Raw genomic sequence first — 21,348 nt, forward strand, 5'->3', positions numbered from 1 at the left:
GGATGAACATGCTGCTCGCCGTCGACGCGGGTAATACCAACGTCGTATTCGCACTGGTGGAAGGGCGCGAGATCAAGGCGCGCTGGCGCATTGCGACCGATCCGCGCCGCACGGCGGACGAATATGCGGTGTGGCTGAGCCAGTTGCTCTCGCTTGAGGGGTATGACCGCAGCGTGGTTGATGGCGTCATCATCTCCACGGTCGTGCCGCGTGCGCTCCACAATCTGGAAGTGCTGGCAACCAAGTACTTCCATCACGATGCGTTGATTGCCGGCCGCCCACCGGTGGAGTGGGGCGTGGCGCTCGACGTAGACGAGCCGCAGAACCTTGGCGCTGATCGGGCGGTGAATACAATCGCGGCGCATGCGTTGCACGCGGGTGACCTGATCGTCATCGACTTCGGCACCGCGACGACGCTGGACGTGTCCGACTTCAACGGCGCCTATAAGGGCGGCATCATTGCGCCCGGGATCAATCTGTCGCTCGATGCTTTGGTGAACGCCGCCGCCAAGCTGCCGCGCATCGCGATCGAGGCGCCAAAGGGGAATGTCGGGGTGATCGGCCGCAACACGGTCGATCAGATGAACATCGGCATCTACTGGGGCTACATCGCGATGATCGAGGGCTTGGTCAGCCGGATGAAGGCAGAGATCGGGCGCCCGGCAAAAGTGATCGCCACTGGCGGCCTTGCCACCTTGTTCGAGCAGCACACCGATGTCTTTGACGCGATCGAACCCGATCTGACGATCCAGGGGCTGGCGATCATGTGGGAGCGCGCCCATATCAAGCGGTGAGTTTTCGCGTCGCGCGTTCATTCACGGCATGTGGCCGGAATCGGTCGCTTCTCTCCGCTGAACGATAGCAGGAGTGACCGGGATCTGGCCGCATCAAAGTGGACGGGACCCGCGGCGTACACGAGATTGGGGAATGGCCTCCCCCTTGATCGAGGCTGAGCAAAACGAGGCGCATCCGTGTGCCTTCGTCCCGTGAGGCATGGGGCGAGCAAAAGGATTATGACAATTTCGAAGAACGAAGAACTTCTCTTCTGTGCCCTTGGCGGCTCGGGCGAGATCGGCATGAACGTCAATCTCTATGGTACTCGCAGCCGCTGGGTCATGGTGGATTGCGGTGTGACCTTCGCCGATCACAGCTACCCCGGCATTGATCTCGTGCTGCCAGACCTCTCCTTCATCGAGGACCGGCTGGAACAACTGGACGGCGTTGTCATCACGCACGGCCACGAGGATCACATCGGGGCGCTTCCCTATCTGGCGTACGATCTGGGCGTGCCGCTGTACGCGACGCCCTTCACGGCTGGGCTCGTGCGGCACAAGCTGGAAGAGGAACGGATAGCTGATCGGATCGACCTGCGCGTTATCCAGCCGGGTGCCCCGTTCAAGGTCGGGCCGTTCGGGTTTGAGTTTGTGCCGATGGCCCATTCGATCCCTGAGGCGAACGCGCTGATCATCGATACGCCGGCCGGCCGCGTGTTTCACACCGGTGACTGGAAGCTGGATGCTGCCCCGATCATCGGCAACCCCGCAACGGCCGAGCAGTTGACGACGATCGGCGATCGCGGCGTCGACGTGCTGGTGTGCGATTCGACCAACGTCTTCAACGCCGAGGCGTCGGGCTCGGAGAGCGACGTGCGCATCGGGCTTGGCGAGGCGGTGCGCAAGGCGCGCGGCCGTGTGGTGGTGACGACCTTTGCGTCGAATGCCGCCCGGGTCCAGACGCTCGGCCAGGTGGCGAAGGAGACTGGCCGCGCGCTGTGCGTCGCTGGCCGCTCGCTTGACCGGATCATCAAGGTCGCGCGGTCCTGCGGGTATCTGCGCGACTTCCCGGATACGATCTCTCCCGACGAAGCAATGCGGCTGCCGCGTGACAAGGTGCTGGTGATCGCGACCGGCGGGCAGGGTGAGGATCGCGCTGCGCTGGCGCGGATCGCCGGCGGGCAGCATCCGATCAAGCTGGATGCCGGCGACACGGTAATCTTCTCCTCCAAGCAGATCCCGGGCAACGAAGTGGCGATTGGCCGCATCCAGAACACTCTGGCGGGTCGCGGCGTGCAGATGGTCACCGAGAAGCAGGCGCATGTTCACGTTTCCGGCCATCCGGGGCGGCCTGAGCTCGCGCAGCTTTACGGCTGGCTGCGGCCGCGAGTCCTGGTGCCGGTACATGGCGAGATGCGGCACCTGATGGAGCAGGCACGCTACGGCCTGTCGCAGGGGATCCCGCGCACGATCGTCCAGACGGACGGGGAGCTTGTGCGGCTCGCACCCGGCGATCCCGAGAAGATCGGCCACGTGCCGGTCGGGCGGCTGGTGCTGGACGGTGACGTGATCCTGCCGGCCGATGGTGGCACGATCAACGAACGGCGCCGGCTGGGCGTCAACGGCCAGATTTCCGTCGCGGTTGCCGTGCGCGAGGACGGCCGGCTCGCGGGTCGTCCGCAGGTACGCTTCCAGGGCGTGCCGGTGGAGGAAGAGCGCGACGCGTTCGTTGCCGAGGCCGAGGACGCGGCGGAGGAAGCCGTCCGGACATCGCGGCGCGATCGGGATGGCATGCGCGAGGACGTGCGGCTTGCCGTGCGTCGCTGCGCGACGCGCTGGACGGGTAAGAAGCCGGTCGTCGACGTTCTGGTGCTGGAGGTTTGATCGATCATGTTGTGGACCTCTGCGGTCGCAATCTACATTCTCTTCTGGGCGTTCTCGGTGTTCCTCGTTCTGCCGTTTGGTGTGCGCACCAGCGAGGAGGCGGGGGCCGAAAGCCTGCCCGGGCACGCGGAGAGCGCTCCGCATGAATTCGCGCTCGGCCGACTGGTGATCCGCACGACCATTGTCGCGACGGTGCTTTTCACGCTTTACTATGCCAATTACGTCAACGGCTGGATCACGCCGGAGATGATCGATCTGACGAAGTACTGATCAACCGGCGTCGGCGCTTCCTTAAGAAGCGCCGACGCTTTCTTGATCAGCGCAGACGTTCGATGCCCTGTGCGAGGGCGACATAGAGCTTGCCCATGTCAGACGAGAGCAACGTCACGGCCAGCAACGAACCCTCGGGCTGCGCCAGGATGGTCCGCAGCATCGCCTCGAAATCGTGGATGTAGCGATTGACCTGGTCACGGAACGCTTCATCCTCATCATAGAAGCGTCCAATCTCGGCCTGCTGTACGCTATCAAGCAAGCGCACCGCGCGCCGGGTGAAGACGCCGCGGTCGCCCTTCAGATAAGCAGCCCAGGTGCTGTCGGCAACGTCCGGCGAGAAAGTGCGCGTGATGTCGATCGCGGCCGAGTTCATCGCGTCGATCAGTAGCGAGGCCCGGCGCGCGAAGCTCTCCTGCTGGCGATCCTCGATTTCCTTGCGCGCCACATCGAGCCGCGTGTCGACCATCGCCGCCGCCGCATCAAGGCCCTGAAGCTGCTGGCTGAGTCGTTCCGCCGCGCGATTTGCCGCGGCGACGGCCTCTTCGGCGGTCGTCTCGATCTGGGCGATCTGGCGATCGAGCCCGGCGTCCACCGCGCGCTGCAGTGCCGCCGTGCCGGACCTCTCCAGCGCCTCTGCCGCTTCCGGGATGACCTTCGCCAAGACCTCGCGGGCGTGTTCCGCCGCCTGAGTGGCGGTATCGCGGACCCGGAGCAGCGCTTCGAGCAGGCGAGGTGCGGCTTCCTCGGCGAAGCGATTGGCGCGGTCGGCCGCTTCATCGACCATCTGGCCCATCGCGTCCGCCTTGCTGCGCCCGTTCGATAGAGCATCGATCAGCGTGCCGGTCAGCGTGTCGACATTCTGCCGTTGATCGGAAATTACCTGAGCGATTGCCTCGATCGCCTCGTGCGTGCTTTCGGCCGCAGTAACGAGCGCCAACAGCTCTGGCTTCGCGGCCACCACCACAGCCTTTGCCGCGATCACCCGCGAATCGAGCCGGTCGACGGCAGCGGGGAGTGTTTCGTCAATTTCGCGGGCGGCGGCATCAAGCGCGACCAGCAGCGATTCGGTGGTGGCGATCGCCTTGTTGGCCATGGCATCACCGGCAGCGAGTGCCTGCGTCATCGCGTCGGCCGATCCGCCAAGTGCACTGATCGAAGCCGCGAGGTGCTGCGAACGCTCAACGCCGCGCTGGTGAAGGGCATCAAGCTGACTCTCGACGCGTGTCAGACCGCCTTCAAGACCCTGGATCAGCCCGTCGCCAGCGGCGCGCTGACAATCGAGGCGTTCGGCAATGCGGTCGATGACCTGTTCGATCGCCGTGATCCGGTCTGCCAGCGCATCGGCGCTGGTGCGTGCGGACGCATCGAGCGTCGCCTGCGTCGTGCCGACGAGAGCAACGGCGGCTTCGCTCTGCGCGGCGATCCCCTTGCGTGCGGCGTCCACCGCGCCTGCGAGGCGCTCGATGAGTGCGTCAACGGCTGCCGCCATGTCGCTAGTGGTTGATTGCAGCCGGGTGCCGGCGCCAACGCTCGTGGCTTCCATGCGATCAATGTGAGCGGCTAGGGCCTGGGCCGAACCGCCAGCAGCTGCCTCCGCCTCGCGCGCGCGCTCAGCAAGCGCGATGACTTGCGCATCGAGCGCTGCGGTGTGCTCGCCCGCGGCGAGAGCGGCGAGGTCGATACGCTCCGCCATGCCTTCCACCTCCGCCTGGACGCGCGGCATGGTGGTGAGGAAGCTGGTGAGGTTAGCCTGTGCGTTTGCGGCAGCTTCCGCCAGCGAGCGGGCATGGACGTCCGCCTGATCGATCTCTTCGGACAGGCCACGACCGACGGACGCGAGCTTCGCCGTAGCAGCATCACCGATCGAACCTAGCTGGCGTATTTGATCCGCAAGCCGCTCGCGGTTTGTCTCGAGTGCTGCGGCCAGTGCTGCGACCGAGCGTTCGAGGGCGGCTGCCTCAGCGCGCATCGCTCGGGCCGAGGCACCGAACCGCTGAGCCTCCGCGCGGCTGGTGCGAAGCGTAATGAGCCAGACGATCCCCGCTAGGGCGGGCAGCGAAACCAGAGCTGCCGCCAATTGCGCGATCGCGAACGGGGGCATGGCAGCGATGGTGTCGCTTGCGATCCATAGCAGCCCCGCCACCCAGATGAGCGAGATGCCACCCAGCACATATGGTGCCGCTGCCTGCCATCCCGTCGCGCGGTGTTTGTCCTCGCTCATGATGTACGGGTCTTCCGGGAGGAATGTCTCGAAAACCTGCGCTGGCGGCTCGACGTCATTGTGCTGCGTCTCACCCGTGTCACGCGTTTGCATATCGATAGTCACTGGCCCCCCGGTCATGGACTGAACCTAACAGGAAATCGGCGGTCTCAAAACGAATAGCGGCAACCTGCGATTAAGCGTTCCGCGCTAGCGCTACTCGGATGGCCTTTGATCCGGGAGCGATTGACGCCGCTTTGGCGGCAGCTGTGGGCGACGATCCGGCGTTGATCGCGGAACTGCGAGGGGCGTTCCTAGAGAGCGCCCAACGTGGGCTCGCCGCCGTTGAACAGGCGCGGGACGACGAGGAATGGCGCGCCGCTGCGTGGCGACTGAAGGGGCTCGCCGCGAGCTTCGGCGCAGTGCGGCTGATGACGTTGGCGACGGAAGCCGCCGAAAGCGAGCATGGGGACAGCGCCATGGTGAACCGCCTCAAGCGCGCCGTAGAGCGGCTGTAGCGCGCCGCCTCTTTTCGACTCCGGGGCGCAGGCCGCACGCCCGTTGCCCCGGCAGGTCGCAACTCGTAACAGCGCTCGATGCTCGCGGGGCTGATATTCGCCGTCCAGGATGCTGATGACCGCCCGGGCATGCTCGCGGCGACGCTGCCGTTCGCCGGAATGACGGTCATCGAATACCAGGCTCGCCTGCTGATCGCTGCCGGCGCCTCGCAGATCGTCATTGTTGTTTCCCGCCTGACGCCAGAATTGCTGGGTGCGATCGCGCGGATCGGGCGGCGCGGCGTGACCGTCGACAACGTGCGTAGTGCTGGTGAGGCATCGGCGCGCCTACATCCGCTTGCGCACCTTCTGGTGCTGGCCGACGGGCTTGTGACGACGGATGCGGTGGTCGCCTCGATCGCGCGCGAGGAAGGTGATGCGCTGCTTGTGGTACCCGAGAGTGAGGCGGACGCCGGCTATGAGCTGATCGGAGGCGGCGACGCTTGGGCCGGTATCGCGCGGTTGGATGGACTACGGCTTGCCAACGTCGCGGCCATGCCGCGGGATTACGACATTCAATCCTCGCTGCTCCATGTCGCCGCCCAGGCAGGCGCCATGCGGCTGGTTCTTCCTGAGGGCGAACAGCGAATCGGACACGGCATCGAGCGTCGCGGCGATTCTCTTGAGCTCCGCAGCCGGGCCGTCGTGTCTTCATCGCTGGCGACGCGTACCGGATGGTTCGACCGATGGATCGTCCGCCCATTCGCGCGGATTGGCCTGCCCGCGCTCATGCGCCGCCAATTGCCGACCACCGCGCTCGCCGGTGCTGCTGGTGCGCTTGGGCTGGCGGGCTGGGCGAGCCTCTGGACCGGGCATCTCACGGTCGGACTGATCTCGGCGCTTGTGGCGCTCGTCGTCGCTAAACTGGCCGGCAGCTTCGCTCGCCTGCGAGACGAGGCAGTGGTTGCGCAGGCAATGACGTGGCTGACTGCAGGCGTTCCTGCCGTCTCGGCTCTGTTGCTGGGGCGCGCGGTCGACAGCGAAACCGGAGAGCTGACCGGCGTCGTGCTAGCGATCGCGTCCGTGGTGGCGGGTGCGCTGGGCGAGCGGGCGGCGCCGTCTGATCGGCCGCAGTGGTGCGGCGACCCAGCGGCTTATCTGACGGTCTTAGCCACGGTGACGATCCTAGGCTTCCCGACGATCGCGCTCGGTGCGGTAGCTGTCTACGCCGCGGTGACGGTTGCGGCCGCGATCGAACTGTTGCGGGAACGACTTTAGCAGCCCTTTAACGAGGCGCGCGCTACGGCAGCCTTTATGTCGGTCGATTCAAACGGCGAAACGGGGCCTCTGGCCTACGACGCCGCTCCTTTGCTGGCGCGCGCGGCCAATGCGGATCGCCGTGCAGACGCGCGGCTGAGGAAGGCGGTCGAGGACTTCTTCCTGGGCAGCGAAGATCGGCTTGATGATCGCGCGCGAGCGGCACTGAATGTGAGACTTGGCGCGATCCTGCGTTCGACCGAGCAAGAGCTCCGCGATCACGCGTCGCCGTATCTCCTCAGCAATGGCCATGAACCTAAAGATGTGTTTGGGGCGCCTGGCACGACGGCGCGGCGGCTGGTTGTTAGCGGGCTTCTGCGGGATCGGAAGCTGGTCGCCGAACTGCTGAACCAGGTGCAGCAGGAGCTGCTGGAGGAGGGGTTGCGGTCGAACCGCCCGCCGGGCGCGGCACCCGGCTTACTGGTTAGGCTCATTGCCAGTGCGGACGGTACGGTCGCGAGTACGGCATCAGCCTTTCAGTTCGCCAGTGTCAGTCGGACCGATCCCGACGCTATGACCGCGCGCGAGTTGCCCGAACCTCTTTATCGGCAACTTGTCTGGGATTTGGCAGCAGCTACGAGAGCTGGCGCCACCAGCGGGGCTGTTCCGCAGGGTGTGATTGACGAAGCCTTGCAATCTGCAAGCCGCCGGATGCTGGCGACGCACGATGAAACGACGCGACTGGACGACGCCGCGATGAGGTTGGCTGGCGCGCTCATCAGGTTCCCGGACGAAATTGAGAACCATCTCGTCGGCGCGGTAGAGGATGGCGAACTGGCGCTGTTCGGCGCGCTCCTGTCCAAGTCTTTGAGCGTCGATTTCGATGAGGCGCGCCTGATTGTCCTGGACCCGGACGGCGATCGCCTCTGGGTCGGTCTGCGAGCACTCGATGTCGATCGCGCAACGATCGCCCGCATCGGACTGGCGCTTGGGGACGCCGATCCCCGGCGCGACATCGAGGCCTTCGCTGACGAGATTGACGCCATTGCAGCGGTTCCGAGCGATCGAGCCAAGGAGGCTCTCGCGCCATTGATGCTGGATCGAGATTTTCGTGCCGCACTCAGCGATCTCCGGCGGGCGGACGCACAATGATCGAGGGCACGATCTTCACCGCACGGGTCGATCGCGAAGACCGCCTGGTCGAGGCCGACTCGAGCTTCATGGCAATGAACGCACGCGCAGGCGGGGCAGTGGGTGAGCGCTTGGCGGCGCCGCAGCTGGCGACCATCGTTCGACTGGCGCGAAGACTGCGTATCCTGGTGTCGCGGGCGGTCACCCTGGCGGATGGCGAGGTGGATATCGATTGCTGGGTGCGTGCAACTCCGAGCGAAGATGGCGTGACTTTCGCGGTCTCTCCGGTTCGCGAGCGCCCGGCATGGCGGCCTTCGCGCGCAACTGGCGCCGTTCCGGCGCCGATTGGCGCGGATTGGACATGGGAGACGGATGCCGGCCTCCGGATTCAGCGGTTGCCGATGGAAGCCGGCACGAGGCATGGCTTCGACGCGCGCGCCGCACTTGGGCAGCCGCTGACAAAGCTGTTCACGCTGGACAGCGACGAACATGGCGTGATGCCGCTACTAGAAGCGGTCGCGGCGCTTGAGGACTTCGAGAAACAGCCGGCGACACTGCGAGAGAGTGGTGGAAAGGTGATGCTGGCGGGAAACGTGCGCCGTGACGCTGCTGGTGCATTCGCGGGTTTCACGGGGGCCACCTTCCATCAGCCGCTGGCGCCGCTGCGCGATGCGGTTGCGCTCGGCAACGCATTCAATCGCAGGCTCGACACGATCCTGCGCGGGCCGCTTGGCCGCATCGTGGCGAGCGCGGACAGCATCAATGCCGCGGCCGACGGCCCGATCGACCCGCACTACGCCGATTACGCCGCAGACATCGCGAACGCCGGACGACATCTGATGGGGTTGATCGACGACCTAGCCGACATCGAGGCGATCGAGCGTGATGACTTCACCGTGGACGACGAGGGGATCGATCTGGCGGACGTCACACGCCGTGCAGCGGGGCTCTTGGCGGTGCGGGCTGCCGATGCCGGCGTCACGATCGATCGCGGCGATCTGGACCAATCGATCCCGGCGCATGGTGAATTTCGGCGTTCGTTGCAGATCATGGTCAACCTGATCGGCAATGCCGTGCGCTATTCCCCGCGTGGCGCGACCGTGTGGCTGCGATTGCAGCACGACGGCACGCGGGCGATCGCCATAGTTGCCGATCAAGGCAAGGGGATCGCTGCTGAAGATCAGGACAGGATCTTCGGCAAGTTCGAACGGGTTGACCCGTCGGAATCGGGCGGCAGCGGGCTTGGCCTCTATATCGCGCGCCGTTTGGCGCGTGCGATGGGTGGCGATCTAACGGTGGACAGCGCGCCCAATGAGGGCGCGCGGTTCATTCTGACGTTGCCCGCCGCGTAGCGGGCGCTGCTTGCGTATTGGTGGGGCGTGGCCCCGTCAGCGGCGCATTATAGTCGATCTTGAACAATCGCAGCGGCGAACCCTTCGGAAGCGGGATGGGCGTTAACCAGGGGAACTTCTCCGCCTGCGCCAGGCGGCTGTAGAAGCCTTCGGGTGCGCGGTCCCGATAGACGGTTGACTCGGCCATGTTCGGGCACACCAGCATCATGGTCGCGCCATGCTGCCGCATGATCTCGCGTGCCTGCGCTGGCGAGCCTTTGAAGGCGTGCTGCACGTCAAGAATCGCACCGCCATTGCGGTGATAGGGGCCCGCGATCGCGCTGTGGTGGGTTAACGCAATGAGTCGTGGACCAAGATCGACGAAGGTGAAGATCGTCTGGCTTGGCAGGCGATCGAGCGGGTCCATCGCCGGCATCGTCATGCAGCGGCCGGTGGCCCGGTTGACGCGCTGCACATAGGGCTTGGGGCGGTCGATCGGGAACCACTTCAATGCAAGGCCCGCAAACAGCCCCGAAATGACGACGAACACCGTCACTGTGCCGAAGACGCGCACGAAGATCGACTTGTGGCCGAGCAGCCACGGAAGCACGATCCAGCCAAGGGCGGTGACACCAGGAATTGCCATCACCTGCGCCGCGGGCCCGGCGCGCACCTGCCACAGCAGCATCAGCATCGCGAAGATGGCGAACAGGCCGACGCAGGCCCAGCCGAGGATGGCAGGCGTGCCGCGCGCCCGCCAGGTGGCGATGGCGGCACCGATCAGCCCCATCACCGGCAATGCGGCGAGCGGCAGGCCGACGCGTAGCGGATGCCGGTAGATGGGTTTTGCTTCCCGCACGTTGCCGAGCCAGTTGGCATAGAGTTCGTCGGACACCTGCTCAGGCCGGCCGAGGCATTGCGGGAACAGGGCAACGAACCCCCCAACGATGATCGCGCCAGCAAGAGCGGCAAGGCCGAGGCGCGCCGGGCGGTTCGCCGGCGAGAGAAGCGCCATCAGCGCGAGCAGCGCGCCGGCTGCTACGAACACGCTGAGCCACACCGGGGTGAGTGCGTCACAGCGCATCACACGATTGGCTTCAGAGGCGAAGATCGCGAAGCCGGCCGCGCATCCGCCGCCAAGCGACAGGGCGTAGGTGAGCAACCGCCGACGTTCAGCGCCGTCCCATACCCAGCGCAACGTGATGATCGCGCCCGCCATCGCGCAATACGGCAGCATCTCGAGCCCGATGGTAAGCGACACCGCGCTGGCGAGGCCCACAGTGGTGCCACCGCGCGGGCCATTGGGATCGCATAGGCCGGCAACCGTCAGGCTGAGCATCGCAAGCTGCCAGCCGTGATGATCGATGCGGTCGGGCATGAACATCAGCAGCGCGACCGTCGAACCCATAAGGAAGACGATGGCGAGCGGCCAGGCGAGCGGGTTGACCAAGCGGCGGACGGTGGCGCCGATACCGATGAAGGTGATGCTGAGCGGGATGAGCGGCGCGATGCCACAGGCGAGTTTCTCGGCCTCGGCCACGCCCACAAACGGACGCAGCAGGATGATGAGGCCGGCGATCGGCAGGTCGACGATTCGCGACCAGTGGATGTCGAACCCTTCCGGCGGGTTCAGCCGATAGTTGCGCAGATCGTACCAGCCCTGGCCGTCCAGCAAGGCCCGGACCTGCATCAAGCGCATGTTGTCGTCGGTGTCGCCAAGCGAGAGCCACTGGATCGCGCTCCAGCGTTGGATGACGAAATAGATCGCGATCACCAGCCACGCGAGCAGCGTCAGCTTGATCCAGTGCCGATCGAGTTCAGCGGCTAACGGATGGCGCATCTGCTTCACGGGGCTTTCCTCGCTGGCGCCAGCGCTCTAGACGCCCGCCACATTCTTCGGATCGCGCTGGTCGTGCCGGCGCTTTTCGGGGTACGGCTCGCCTCTAGCTTCGGGGGCATAAAGGGCAAGGCGTGGACGCGGTTCGCAACAAGTTCCTTTCCGAGGAGGCGCGGGAAACCCTCGGGCAGATCATCCGTTTCGGCATCGCCGGCGGACTGGCGACCGTGTGCTATGCGCTGGTTTATTCGCCACTGGCTGCATTCAAGATCACGTCGGAGCAAGTGGCGAATATCTGCGGCTATTTGGTAGCGATGCTGTCCGGATACGTGCTCCACAGCAAGTGGAGCTTTCGCGGGCACAGTGCCTCGGCGAAATCTTCTGCGCCAAAATTCTTCGCGGTCTCGCTCGTCAGCTTCGCGGCGAACACCTTCTGGGTGTGGCTGCTGACGGACGATGCCATGCTGGCAGGGCCGTGGTGGTGGCCGCTGATCCCAATCGTCTTCGTGACGCCGGCCGTCACCTTTGCACTCAATCGCTTGTGGGTATTCGCCTGATATGGATCGCCGCGTCTACGATCGCATGGCCGAGCATGATTCCACCCATTGGTGGTATCGCGCCCGGCGGGACATCCTAGCGGATTATCTGACCCGCGAGGGTGGGCTGCCGGCGCAAGCACGCATCCTGGAGATCGGCTGCGGTACCGGACACAACCTGCCGATGCTGGCTCAGTTCGGCAGTGTCGAGGCGATCGAGATCGATCCGGCAGCCCGGGAGATCGCCAGCAAGCGTCTCGGCAGGGACGTGGGTGCGGCGCCGCTGCCCGGCCTGCCCGGCGTTCCCTCCGGCCATTACGATCTGATCGCGGTTCTCGATGTGGTCGAACATATCGAGGATGATGTCGCGGCACTGCGGGCCATGCGCGAGCGACTGGCGCCCGGCGGGAAGATCCTGATCACCGTGCCGGCGCATCAGTGGATGTGGAGCGCGCACGACGTGGTGAATCATCATCACCGGCGTTACTCCAAGGCAACGCTGGTGAAAGCGATCGAGGCGGCGGGCCTACGGCCGCGCAAGCTTGGCTATTTCAACTCGCTTCTGTTTCCGCTCGCCGCCGGCGCGCGGATTGCGGGGCGGCTGACCGGGCGCGACGACAGCGATGATTCGCCCCCGCCCGCACCGGTCAACAAGCTGTTCGAGACGATCTTCCGGCTGGAGCGTCATCTGGTCGGGCGGCTGCCAATGCCGCCCGGTGTGTCGATCGTCACGCTGGCGGAGCCCGCCTGAAGGCTTACTTCGCGGTTTCGCGGGCCAGATCACGCGGGGAGACAATCGTGCGCTCTGCCTGGAAGCCGAGCGTTGCGCGGCGCTGCACGGTGCCGGCGATGTCGGCCACCAGATACAGCGGGCGGCGCTTCGATTCGATGTACAGACGCCCGAGATATTCGCCGATCATGCCGAGTACGAACATCTGGACGGCACTCAGCACCGTCACGACCAGCATCGTCGACGTCCAGCCCTGCACCGGATCGCCTTCGAAATAACCCCAGGCGATATAGAGCAGGAGCAGCACGGATGCGCCGGCAAGCGCCACCGAGGCATGGCTGGCGAACCGCAATGGCGCCGTGGAGAAGCCGGTGACTGCGTCGAGCGCGAGCCGGATCATCTTGCTGATCGGGTAATTGGTTTCACCTGCGTGCCGCTCTGCGCGATCATAGGCGAAGGGGACCTGACGGAAGCCGATCCACGCGACCATGCCGCGAATGAAGCGGGCCTGTTCGGGAAGCGACAGCAGGGCATCAAGCGCGCGGCGCGACATGAGGCGGAAATCGCCGGTATCGAGGGGGATCGGCGTGTCGGTGAGTCGATCGAGCAAGCGATAGAAGGCGGCAGCGGTGGCCTTCTTGAACATGGTTTCACCAGCGCGCTTGCGGCGCACCGCATAGACCACGTCCGCCCCTTCACGCGCCATCGTCTCGCGCATGTCGGAAAGGAGCTCTGGCGGGTCCTGCAGATCCGCGTCGATGATCAGGATCTGCTCGCCGGAACACAGATCAAGTCCGGCGGTGAGCGCCAGTTGGTGGCCATGATTGCGCGACAGGTTGATCGCCACGAGCCGCGGATCTGTGGCCGCGAGATACTGCATGATGGCCCAGCTATCGTCTCGCGATCCATCGTTGATCAGGACGATCTCATGGTCGTCGCCGACCGCGGCGCGTGCCGCGGCAGACACACGCTGGTGGAGCAGGGGAAGCGTCGCCGCTTCATTGTAGCAGGGGATGACGATCGAAAGTGCAGGACGGTGCATGATGAGGGGCGGTCTACAGCCCGCCACTTATGAAATCACGTGGAACTTGGAGTCTTCCTGCGTCCGGCCGGGGCGTGCCCGCGCCGGATGCAGGGCAGGTAGCTCCGTTCAGGCGCGGGCCTGCTCCTCGACCAGCCGCTCCATGATCGTCAGCGGCACGGCGCCATATTGAAGCACTTCGTGGAACTGCTTCAGATCGAATTTGTCTCCGCGGATCTTCTGCGCCGTTTCGCGCGCGCGAACCCACGCAGCGTGGCCGACCTTGTAGCTGCAGGCCTGGCCAGGCATCGTGCAGTAACGCTCGACCTCGCGCTGCGAGCGCGGGCGGGCGAAGCCGACCGTCTGGACCATGTAGTCGGTTGCCTGATCGCGGGTCCACTTCTTGGTGTGGAGACCCGTGTCTATCACGAGGCGCGCGGCGCGGAAGAGGTAGCTCTGCAGGAAGCCGGCGCGTTCCAGCTCGTCGGCATAGCCGCCGAGTTCGTCCGCTACGCTTTCGGCATAAAGTGCCCAGCCTTCCGAATAGGCGCTGAAGAAGGAGAGGTTGCGCAGCAACGGCTGCTTCGCCTTCTGTCCGATCGAGATCTGCAGGTGATGGCCCGGCACCCCTTCATGGTAGGTGAGGCTGGGCAGCGAGTACTTCGGCCAATCGGCGACGCTCTTGAGGTTGATCCAGTAGATTGCCGGGCGCGACCCATCGAGTGCGGCGCGATTGTAATAACCATTCGATGCGCCGTCCTGGATTTCCACCGGCACTGCGCGGATATCGAGCGGTTCGCTGGGCGGATTGAGGAAGGCCTGGCTGAGCTTCGCCGTCAGCGCGGCATTGCCGTCGTTCAGGCTCTTGATCAGCTCAGCGCGGCCCTCGGCGGTATCGGGATAGAGCTGGTCGGCACGAACGTTGAGGATGTTGAGGCGCTCGGCGACGCTGCCGCTGGTCAGGCCCTGCTTGCGCAGGATCGCATCGAGTTGCGCGCTGATGTCCGCAACCTGCTCGAGGCCCATCTTGTGGACCTCTTCCGGCGTGTACTTGGTGGTGGTCGCCTGCTCGAGTGCGGCGGCGTAGATCTCGTCGCCCCGCGGGATATCCCAAATGCCGGCCGAGCTGCGCGCCTTTGCGCGAAGGGCCTTCACCAGCGCGATCTGGCGATCGAGCGCGGGGTAGACCTGCGTCTCGACAATCTTCGCGGCGCGGCCCTGCCAGTCGCCCGGGATGTTCTTCGCGGCGGCGCGCTTTGCGACGGACTGTGCAAGGCCGTTCTCGGCGGGCGCTGGCGAGCGCAGCTTCGCCATCTGGCCGAGCGCGAGATCGAGCGAGAAATCAGGCGCGAGATAGCCGCGCGCTGCCTCTTCCTTCTGCTGCGCGCTGTCCTGATCGAGGCTGTTCGCGAAGGCGGACAGGCGGCTGATGTAGGCTTCGCAATCCTCTGCATTGTTGATCGTGTGCGCCGAGTTCAGGAAGTCAGGCCCAGAGAAATAGGCGCCCGCCTGCTGGGTGATCGTGAAGGGGCGCTGCACGCCATCGAGGTTAAACTTGTCGCGGGGGAGCGCGCGGCTCTCGAGTGAATAGAGGATCACCTCGCGATCAAGCTTCGAGCGGGGCGAGAGGGGAGCCGGATCGAAGGCGCGGATCGTGGCGATCGACTGCTTCAGCTCTGCATGATTGCGCGCCTTTGCGGCGGGCGAATCGTCGGACAGGAGGTGCTTCAGGCGGGCGTTCGGGCCCTTGTCCATGCCCAAGGAGGTGGCCAATTCCGGTGAACGCTGGAGCGTCTTTGCGAAAATCTGGTCGAAAATGGCATTTAAACGGGCGTCAGCGGGATTTGCCGGCGTGGCATTGGTCTGCGCCCGGAGCGCTTCGGGCAGGAGCGCGAAGGCAGAGGCGGCGCTGGCAGAGGCGAGGAAGCGACGGCGATCCAAGGGCTTGAGCCTTTCGTTAAGTGACGCCGCGGTTCTAAGCAGGGCAGCAATAATGCCGCAAGTGGAACGATCGACTTCTTTTCGTGTGCGGATCGTGCCGTCGGCGCATCAACGAGATAGCCTGGCGGGCAAGGCGTGGGACAGCAGCCCGCCGCGTGGATCAGACGCGTTCGGCGGCATTGATCGCGTCCACTGCGCGAAGCGCGGCGAGGAGGCGCATCAACTGGTGGGCGTCGTGCACTTCCACATCGATGATGTTGGTGTGGAACTGCGTGTCGCGGGTATCGAGCCGCAGGTTGATGATGTTCGCCTTGTGCTGGCCGATGATCGTGGCGAGCACGCCGAGCGCGCCCGGCTCGTTCTTGATCTCGACCGCGATGCGGGCCGTGGCGCCTTCGGTCTTGTCGCCCCACTGAACGTCGATCCAGTCGGTTTCCTCGTCGGAGCGTTCGGCAAGTTCGGCAAGCGTCGAACACGTGATCGCATGGACCTCGATCGAAGCGTCCGGCCGGCGCAGGCCGACAATGCGGTCGCCGGGCACCGGGTGACAGCATTCGCCAAGCTCGTAGGCGACGCCGGGCGCCAGGCCTTCGATCGAGATCGCCGAGGATTGCGGCGGCGCATGCGCGACATCGGCGCCGGCCGAGCCCGGCATCAGCGCCTCCATCACCTGCGCATCGGTGAGCGTGCGGCGGGCGATCGCCTGCATCAGCACGTTCTCGTCCGGCATCTTCAGGCGCTTCAGCGCTTCCTTCAGCGCATCCTGCGCAAGCGGAGCGGGAAGGCGGCTGACGATATCGTCGTAGAGCTTGCGGCCGAGCGCCACGGTCTGATCGCGCTCCACCTGGCGAAGGTGGCGGCGGATCGCGGCGCGTGCCTTGCCGGTAATGGCGAAGTTCAGCCAATTGGGCTGCGGCACCTGCGCCTGAGAGCGCAGAACCTGCACCTGGTCACCATTCTCGATCACCGTGCGCAGCGGCACGACGCGGCCGTTCACCTTCGCCCCGACCGCCTGATCGCCAAGATCGGTGTGGACGGCATAGGCAAAGTCGATCGGCGTCGCGCCTTTGGGCAACTGGATCAATTCCCCCTTCGGCGTGAAGGCGAAGATGCGATCCTGGTACATCGCCATGCGGGTGTGCTCGAGCAGCTCCTCGGGGCTGCCGGCAGTGTCGAGGATCTCGACGAGGTCAGCGATCCAGCTCTGCTGTGCCTGCGGGCTCGCCTTCTCGCCCTGCTTGTACGCCCAATGCGCGGCGAGGCCGAATTCCGCCTCCGCATGCATTTCCTCGCTGCGGATCTGGATTTCGACGCGCTGATTCTCGTTGTGGATGACGGTGGTGTGCAGCGAACGATAGCCGTTGCGCTTGGGCGTCGAGATGTAATCCTTGAACCGCCCCGGGACCATCGGCCATCGCCGGTGAATGTGCCCAAGCGCGGCATAGCATTGGTCCTCGTCCTTCACGATGGCGCGGAAGGCCATGATGTCGGACAGCTGCTCGAAGCTGATGTGCCGTTCCTGCATCTTGCGCCAGATGCTGTAGGGATGCTTCTCGCGGCCCGAGACTTCCGCGTCGATGCCGCTGCGGGCGAGCAGGTCCTTCAAGCCCTGCTTGATCTTCTCGATCCGGTCTCCGCCGCCGGCCTGAAGCTGCTCCAGCCGACGCGTGATCGATTCGTATGCCTCCGGCTCGAGTTGCTGGAAGGCGAGCGTCTGCATCTCCTTCATGAACTCGTACATGCCGATCCGCTCGGCGAGCGGGGCGTAGATATCCATCGTCTCGCGCGCGATGCGCTTGCGCTTGTCCGGGTTCTTGATGTGGTGGAGCGTGCGCATGTTGTGCAGCCGGTCCGCGAGCTTGACCAGCAGCACGCGGATGTCACCGGACATGGCGAGCAGGAACTTGCGAAGGTTTTCCGCGGCGCGCTCGCTCTCCGTCTGCGCCTCGATCTTCGACAGTTTGGTAACGCCATCGACCAGCCGCGCGACGTTGCCGCCGAACAATTGCTCGATCTGCTCGGTCGTGGCGACCGTATCCTCGACGGTGTCGTGGAGGATCGCGGTGGCGATTGTCTCGTCATCGAGGTGAAGCTCGGTCAGGATGCCGGCCACCTCGATCGGGTGGCTGAAATAGGGATCGCCGCTCGCACGTTTCTGCGTGCCATGGGCATTGACCGAGAACACATAGGCGCGGTTCAGCAGCGCCTCATCGGCATCAGGGTCATACTCAAGGACCCGGTCTACAAGTTCATATTGACGCAGCACGGATCAGATTTGGGGCCGCTGCCCCTTGCAATGCAACAGAAAAGCCTGTGGGCCGAGCGCCACAGGCAACAAAAAGAGCCCGCGCTGACCAGAGCGCGGGCCCTTCTCGTTTACCGGCGGGAGTGCCGATCAGTTGGCGGGAACGGCCGTCGCGTCCGTCTTGGCGACGACGGTCTTGATGCCCTTCGCCTTGGCGTTGCATGCGTCGAGTTGCGCCGTATCGAACGCCTTGCCGTTGGCGACGAAGCCCGAGAGCTGGCCCGCGCTGCGGGCGACGAGCTGGCAAGCCGCCATTTCGCGCATCGGTGCATTGACCGTGACGAAGGCGCCGTCGCGGACGTTCCAGGCGGTGTCGCGGGTCATCAGCACCGACTTGGCGGGTGCGTTGACCGGGGTGGCGACATAGGCGCCGGACGACGGCTGAGCCGAAACACCGGCGGCAGCGAGCAGAGCAGCGGACGCAAGAATGGACTTGGCGATAACGCGAATCATGATGTGCCTCCGGAGAGTAAGTTGCTGATCGCTACCTAGATGCTGCAGATGCGAGTTGCAAGAGAAAACTCGCAGTTGCGAGTTGCATTGAGCAACCTTTATTTTCTATTCGGTTAGTAGAGGTGATGCGGTACGTTGAGATTGAAGAGGAAATTTCATGGGTGAGCTGCGCGAGCCACTGAACGAATGCAGCCTGCCGGCGGCGCTCGAGTCGATGGGTGAGCGCTGGGCCTTCCTGATCCTGCGCGCCGCCTTCAACGGACTGCAGCATTTCGAGGAGTTCCAGTCCGAACTCGGCATTGCCCGCAACATCCTGGCCAATCGACTGGCCCGGTTCGTCGAACATGGCATCATGGAACGCAGATCCCTGCCGGAAGATCGGCGGAAGATCGCCTATTGCCTGACCGACAAGGGGTATGCGCTGCTGCCGACGATGGTGGCGCTGCGCCAATGGGGTGAGCGCTGGGAGACCGGCTGCCCGGCCTTCCCGGTATTGGTCGACGCGCGCGACTATCGCCCCGTGCAGCAGGTCGCGGTGCTGAGCCATGACGGCCGTGTGCTGGGAAAGCACGATCTCCACTGGGCGCTGCCGGGCGATGTTCGCGACGATGACACCGACGTGGCCGGGGGTGTGCCGGAGGCGGCGGAATAGCGCCGGCCGATCACCCTAAGTGACAGAGAAAGCGGGAGCCCGGGTTCAAACCAGGTTCCCGCTTTTTTCTTTAGGGCTGCCGGATCAGACGAAGAGTTCGGCAAGGAAGTCGCTCATCGCCTTCCAGCTGCGGCGATCGGCGCGCTCGTCATAGGCGACGCCCGGTGCGGCTGGCTTGACCAGCGCGGCATCGGTGAAGGCGTGGCCGGCATTGCCGTAGGCGTGGATCTGCCAATCGGCCTTGCCCTCAGTCAATTCACGGCCAAGCCCGACCATCGCATCGGGCGGGCAGAGCGGATCTTCCCAGCCGTGGCAGACGAGTAGCTTCGCCTCGATCGGCGAGACATTGGCGTAATCCGGTCGATCATAGACGCCGTGGAAGCTGACGCCGCCCAGGATCGGCAGGCCGGCGCGCGCCATGTCCAGCACGCATTTGCCGCCGAAGCAGAAGCCCACTGCGGCAAGCTTCGTCGGATCGACCGCCGAAAAGCTGCGCAGCGCCTCCAGCGAGGCGGCAAGCCGATCGCGCAGCAGGCCGCGATCGGCATCGAGCAGGTTCATATATTCAGGGGCGTTCTCGCTCTCGCGCGTCTTGCGCTTGCCCTGGCCATAGACGTCGCAGGCGAGTGCGACGTAGCCGAGCTTTGCGAGATCCTCCGCCTTCTGATTGTCCGATTCCTTCTGGCCCAGGATGTTGGGGCAGACGAGCACGCCGGGGCGCGGCGTTTCCACTTCGTCTTCCCAGGCGATCACGCCTTCGAACGGGCCGCCGGGGCCGTCATACACCAGCGTCTGTCGAACGATTGCCATCGTAGCTCTCCCGTGTTGCTCGTGCGCGCCAAGCCGCTACAGACCGCATCCGACCACCGCAAGGAGCCGGCATGCCAACTCTCGTCCTGATCCGCCACGGCCAGTCCGCCTGGAACCTCGAGAACCGTTTCACCGGCTGGTGGGACGTGGATGTGACCGAGAAGGGCGCGGCCGAAGCCAAGGCGGCGGGCGAACTGATGGCGGCCAAGGGCCTCGATTTCGACCTGACCTTCACCTCGCTGCAGACCCGCGCGATCAAGACGCTGAACCTGGCGCTCGAGGCGATGGGCCGGCTGTGGCTGCCGACCGAAAAGCACTGGCGGCTGAACGAGCGCCACTACGGCGGACTGACCGGCCTCAACAAGGCGGAGACCGCGGCAAAGCATGGCGAGGAGCAGGTGCATATCTGGCGCCGCAGCTTCGACATCCCGCCGCCGGCGGCCGAAGCGGGCGGGCCGTACGACCTGACCAACGACCGCCGCTATGCCGGGATCGACGTGCCCGCGACGGAGAGCCTGAAGGACACGATCGCACGCGTGCTGCCCTATTGGGAGGAGCGCATCGCGCCGGCGCTGAAGGACGGGCAGCGCGTGCTGATCTCCGCCCACGGCAATTCGCTGCGCGCGCTGGTGAAGCATCTGTCGAATATTCCCGACGACGAGATTACCAGCCTGGAGATCCCGACCGGCCAGCCGATCGTCTATGAGCTGGCGGATGATCTGTCGGCGATCGACCGTTACTACCTGAGCGAACGCTGACGATCGGTCGGCGCCCGTGACGGAGACTTCCGCCCGCGGCGGCCTGCTGCTGGGGCTGGGCGCCTATACCTTCTGGGGTGTCCTGCCGCTGTACTTCCGGCTGCTGAAAAGCGTGCCGGCGATCGAGGTGCTTGCGCATCGCGTGATCTGGTCGCTGGTGCTGCTGATGGTGGTGGTGACCGTGATGCGGCGCTGGGAGGCGATCCGCGCGGCGATCAACCGGCGCACGCTGGGCATCCTGGTGATCAGCGCGGCGCTGATCGGCGTGAACTGGCTGATCTATATCTGGGCGGTGAATGCCGGGCACACGCTGGCCGGCAGCCTTGGTTACTTCATCAATCCGCTGCTGAACGTGGCGCTCGGCGTGATCGTGCTGAAGGAGCGGCTGCGCAAATGGCAGGGGGTGGCGATCGGGCTGGCCACCGCGGGCGTGCTTGCCATGGCGTTCGTCGCGCTCGACACCTTGTGGATATCGCTGTCCTTGGCGGCAACGTTCGGCCTCTACGGACTGGCGCGCAAGGTGGTGGCGATCGATTCGCTCGGCGGGCTGCTGGTGGAGACGGTGCTGCTGGCGCCGCCGTCGCTTGCCTATGTGCTGATACTCGGCGCAGAAGGGGCAGGGGCTTTCGGTGCGTCGCTGAGCACCGACGCGCTCCTGATCCTGCTGGGTGCCTTCACCGCCCTGCCGCTGCTGATGTTCGCCGCCGCGGCGCGGCTGCTCCCTTATTCGACGCTGGCGCTGCTCCAATATGTCGCGCCGACGCTGCAGTTCATCGTCGCAGTGGCGGTGTTCGGGGAGCCGCTGCGGCCGCTGCACCTCATCGTTTTTGCGCTGATCTGGACGGGGTGCGCGGCCTTCGCCTGGGATACGGTGCGCGGCGCGCGATCGGCGGCGCGGCTGCGGCGCGAGGCGGCCGACGTAGCGCCGGCAGCGTCCTGAAAGCCGCGACCAAGGTTCG

General features: G+C 65.1%; 19 protein-coding genes. 12 read left to right on the top strand and 7 right to left on the bottom strand.

The window, feature by feature from the left end:
- The first annotated feature begins 8 nt into the window (after positions 1–8).
- The 3 genes from ACH0CP_RS01550 (at position 9) to ACH0CP_RS01560 (ending at position 2,927) form a co-directional block, all read left to right on the top strand.
- On the top strand, positions 9–794 hold the full coding sequence (locus tag ACH0CP_RS01550) for a type III pantothenate kinase (protein ID WP_294444025.1): 786 nt from the start codon (positions 9–11) through the stop codon (positions 792–794).
- Positions 795–1,013: 219 nt separating this feature from the next.
- The gene (locus ACH0CP_RS01555) at positions 1,014–2,657 is read left to right on the top strand and encodes a ribonuclease J (protein ID WP_406875393.1); all 1,644 of its coding nucleotides are present in this window, start codon (positions 1,014–1,016) and stop codon (positions 2,655–2,657) included.
- Positions 2,658–2,663: 6 nt separating this feature from the next.
- Entirely contained in the window at positions 2,664–2,927 is a 264-nt protein-coding gene (locus ACH0CP_RS01560; RefSeq protein WP_294444017.1) for a DUF1467 family protein, read from the top strand.
- Between the two features lie 46 nt (positions 2,928–2,973).
- On the opposite strand, the gene ACH0CP_RS01565 is transcribed toward ACH0CP_RS01560, so the two are convergent.
- On the bottom strand, positions 2,974–5,244 hold the full coding sequence (locus tag ACH0CP_RS01565; protein ID WP_406888482.1) for a hypothetical protein: 2,271 nt from the start codon (positions 5,242–5,244) through the stop codon (positions 2,974–2,976).
- A gap of 110 nt (positions 5,245–5,354) precedes the next feature.
- Here ACH0CP_RS01565 and ACH0CP_RS01570 point away from each other — a divergent pair, with 110 nt between their 5' ends.
- The 4 genes from ACH0CP_RS01570 to ACH0CP_RS01585 all read left to right on the top strand — a co-directional run bounded on the left by ACH0CP_RS01570 (position 5,355) and on the right by ACH0CP_RS01585 (position 9,367).
- Positions 5,355–5,648 (top strand): Hpt domain-containing protein, encoded by a 294-nt coding sequence (locus ACH0CP_RS01570; RefSeq protein ID WP_294444014.1) that lies wholly within the window; start codon positions 5,355–5,357, stop codon positions 5,646–5,648.
- 78 nt (positions 5,649–5,726) lie between these two features.
- Positions 5,727–6,905 carry a hypothetical protein gene (locus ACH0CP_RS01575; RefSeq protein WP_406875392.1) on the top strand — a complete coding sequence of 393 codons (1,179 nt, stop codon included), beginning with the start codon at positions 5,727–5,729 and terminating at the stop codon, positions 6,903–6,905.
- 36 nt (positions 6,906–6,941) lie between these two features.
- Positions 6,942–8,036, top strand: coding sequence for a DUF2336 domain-containing protein (locus ACH0CP_RS01580; protein WP_294444011.1), 1,095 nt, complete (start codon positions 6,942–6,944; stop codon positions 8,034–8,036).
- Entirely contained in the window at positions 8,033–9,367 is a 1,335-nt protein-coding gene (locus ACH0CP_RS01585; protein ID WP_294444009.1) for a cell wall metabolism sensor histidine kinase WalK, read from the top strand. Before ACH0CP_RS01580 ends, ACH0CP_RS01585 begins: the two co-directional genes overlap by 4 nt.
- On the opposite strand, the gene ACH0CP_RS01590 is transcribed toward ACH0CP_RS01585, so the two are convergent.
- Entirely contained in the window at positions 9,342–11,186 is a 1,845-nt protein-coding gene (locus ACH0CP_RS01590; protein WP_294444024.1) for an AcrB/AcrD/AcrF family protein, read from the bottom strand. The genes ACH0CP_RS01585 and ACH0CP_RS01590 overlap by 26 nt on opposite strands.
- 131 nt (positions 11,187–11,317) lie before the next feature.
- Between ACH0CP_RS01590 and ACH0CP_RS01595 the strand changes: the two genes are divergently transcribed.
- Positions 11,318–11,740, top strand: coding sequence for a GtrA family protein (locus ACH0CP_RS01595; protein WP_294444008.1), 423 nt, complete (start codon positions 11,318–11,320; stop codon positions 11,738–11,740).
- Between the two features lies 1 nt (position 11,741).
- On the top strand, positions 11,742–12,470 hold the full coding sequence (locus tag ACH0CP_RS01600) for a bifunctional 2-polyprenyl-6-hydroxyphenol methylase/3-demethylubiquinol 3-O-methyltransferase UbiG (RefSeq protein WP_294444006.1): 729 nt from the start codon (positions 11,742–11,744) through the stop codon (positions 12,468–12,470).
- 4 nt (positions 12,471–12,474) lie between these two features.
- On the opposite strand, the gene ACH0CP_RS01605 is transcribed toward ACH0CP_RS01600, so the two are convergent.
- The 4 genes from ACH0CP_RS01605 to ACH0CP_RS01620 all read right to left on the bottom strand — a co-directional run bounded on the left by ACH0CP_RS01605 (position 12,475) and on the right by ACH0CP_RS01620 (position 18,169).
- Entirely contained in the window at positions 12,475–13,491 is a 1,017-nt protein-coding gene (locus ACH0CP_RS01605) for a glycosyltransferase family 2 protein (protein ID WP_294444005.1), read from the bottom strand.
- A 108-nt stretch (positions 13,492–13,599) separates the two neighbouring features.
- On the bottom strand, positions 13,600–15,411 hold the full coding sequence (locus tag ACH0CP_RS01610; protein WP_294444004.1) for a DUF885 family protein: 1,812 nt from the start codon (positions 15,409–15,411) through the stop codon (positions 13,600–13,602).
- A gap of 160 nt (positions 15,412–15,571) precedes the next feature.
- On the bottom strand, positions 15,572–17,677 hold the full coding sequence (locus tag ACH0CP_RS01615; RefSeq protein WP_294444003.1) for a bifunctional (p)ppGpp synthetase/guanosine-3',5'-bis(diphosphate) 3'-pyrophosphohydrolase: 2,106 nt from the start codon (positions 17,675–17,677) through the stop codon (positions 15,572–15,574).
- Positions 17,678–17,806: 129 nt separating this feature from the next.
- Positions 17,807–18,169, bottom strand: coding sequence for a CC_3452 family protein (locus ACH0CP_RS01620; RefSeq protein WP_294444002.1), 363 nt, complete (start codon positions 18,167–18,169; stop codon positions 17,807–17,809).
- A 157-nt stretch (positions 18,170–18,326) separates the two neighbouring features.
- Between ACH0CP_RS01620 and ACH0CP_RS01625 the strand changes: the two genes are divergently transcribed.
- The gene (locus ACH0CP_RS01625; protein ID WP_294444001.1) at positions 18,327–18,821 is read left to right on the top strand and encodes a helix-turn-helix domain-containing protein; all 495 of its coding nucleotides are present in this window, start codon (positions 18,327–18,329) and stop codon (positions 18,819–18,821) included.
- 84 nt (positions 18,822–18,905) lie between these two features.
- Here ACH0CP_RS01625 and ACH0CP_RS01630 read toward each other — a convergent pair whose 3' ends face one another.
- On the bottom strand, positions 18,906–19,631 hold the full coding sequence (locus tag ACH0CP_RS01630) for a dienelactone hydrolase family protein (RefSeq protein WP_294444000.1): 726 nt from the start codon (positions 19,629–19,631) through the stop codon (positions 18,906–18,908).
- A 71-nt stretch (positions 19,632–19,702) separates the two neighbouring features.
- On the opposite strand from ACH0CP_RS01630, the gene gpmA reads away from it, so the two are divergent.
- A complete protein-coding gene (gene gpmA / locus ACH0CP_RS01635) occupies positions 19,703–20,389 on the top strand; it encodes a 2,3-diphosphoglycerate-dependent phosphoglycerate mutase (protein ID WP_294443999.1) in 687 nt (228 codons plus the stop codon).
- 16 nt (positions 20,390–20,405) lie between these two features.
- Positions 20,406–21,329, top strand: coding sequence for an EamA family transporter RarD (gene rarD, locus ACH0CP_RS01640; protein ID WP_294443998.1), 924 nt, complete (start codon positions 20,406–20,408; stop codon positions 21,327–21,329).
- Positions 21,330–21,348: the final 19 nt, after the last annotated feature.

It is taken from the genome of Sphingomonas sp. 179-I 2A4 NHS (assembly GCF_045369135.1).
Lineage (GTDB): Bacteria > Pseudomonadota > Alphaproteobacteria > Sphingomonadales > Sphingomonadaceae > Sphingomonas.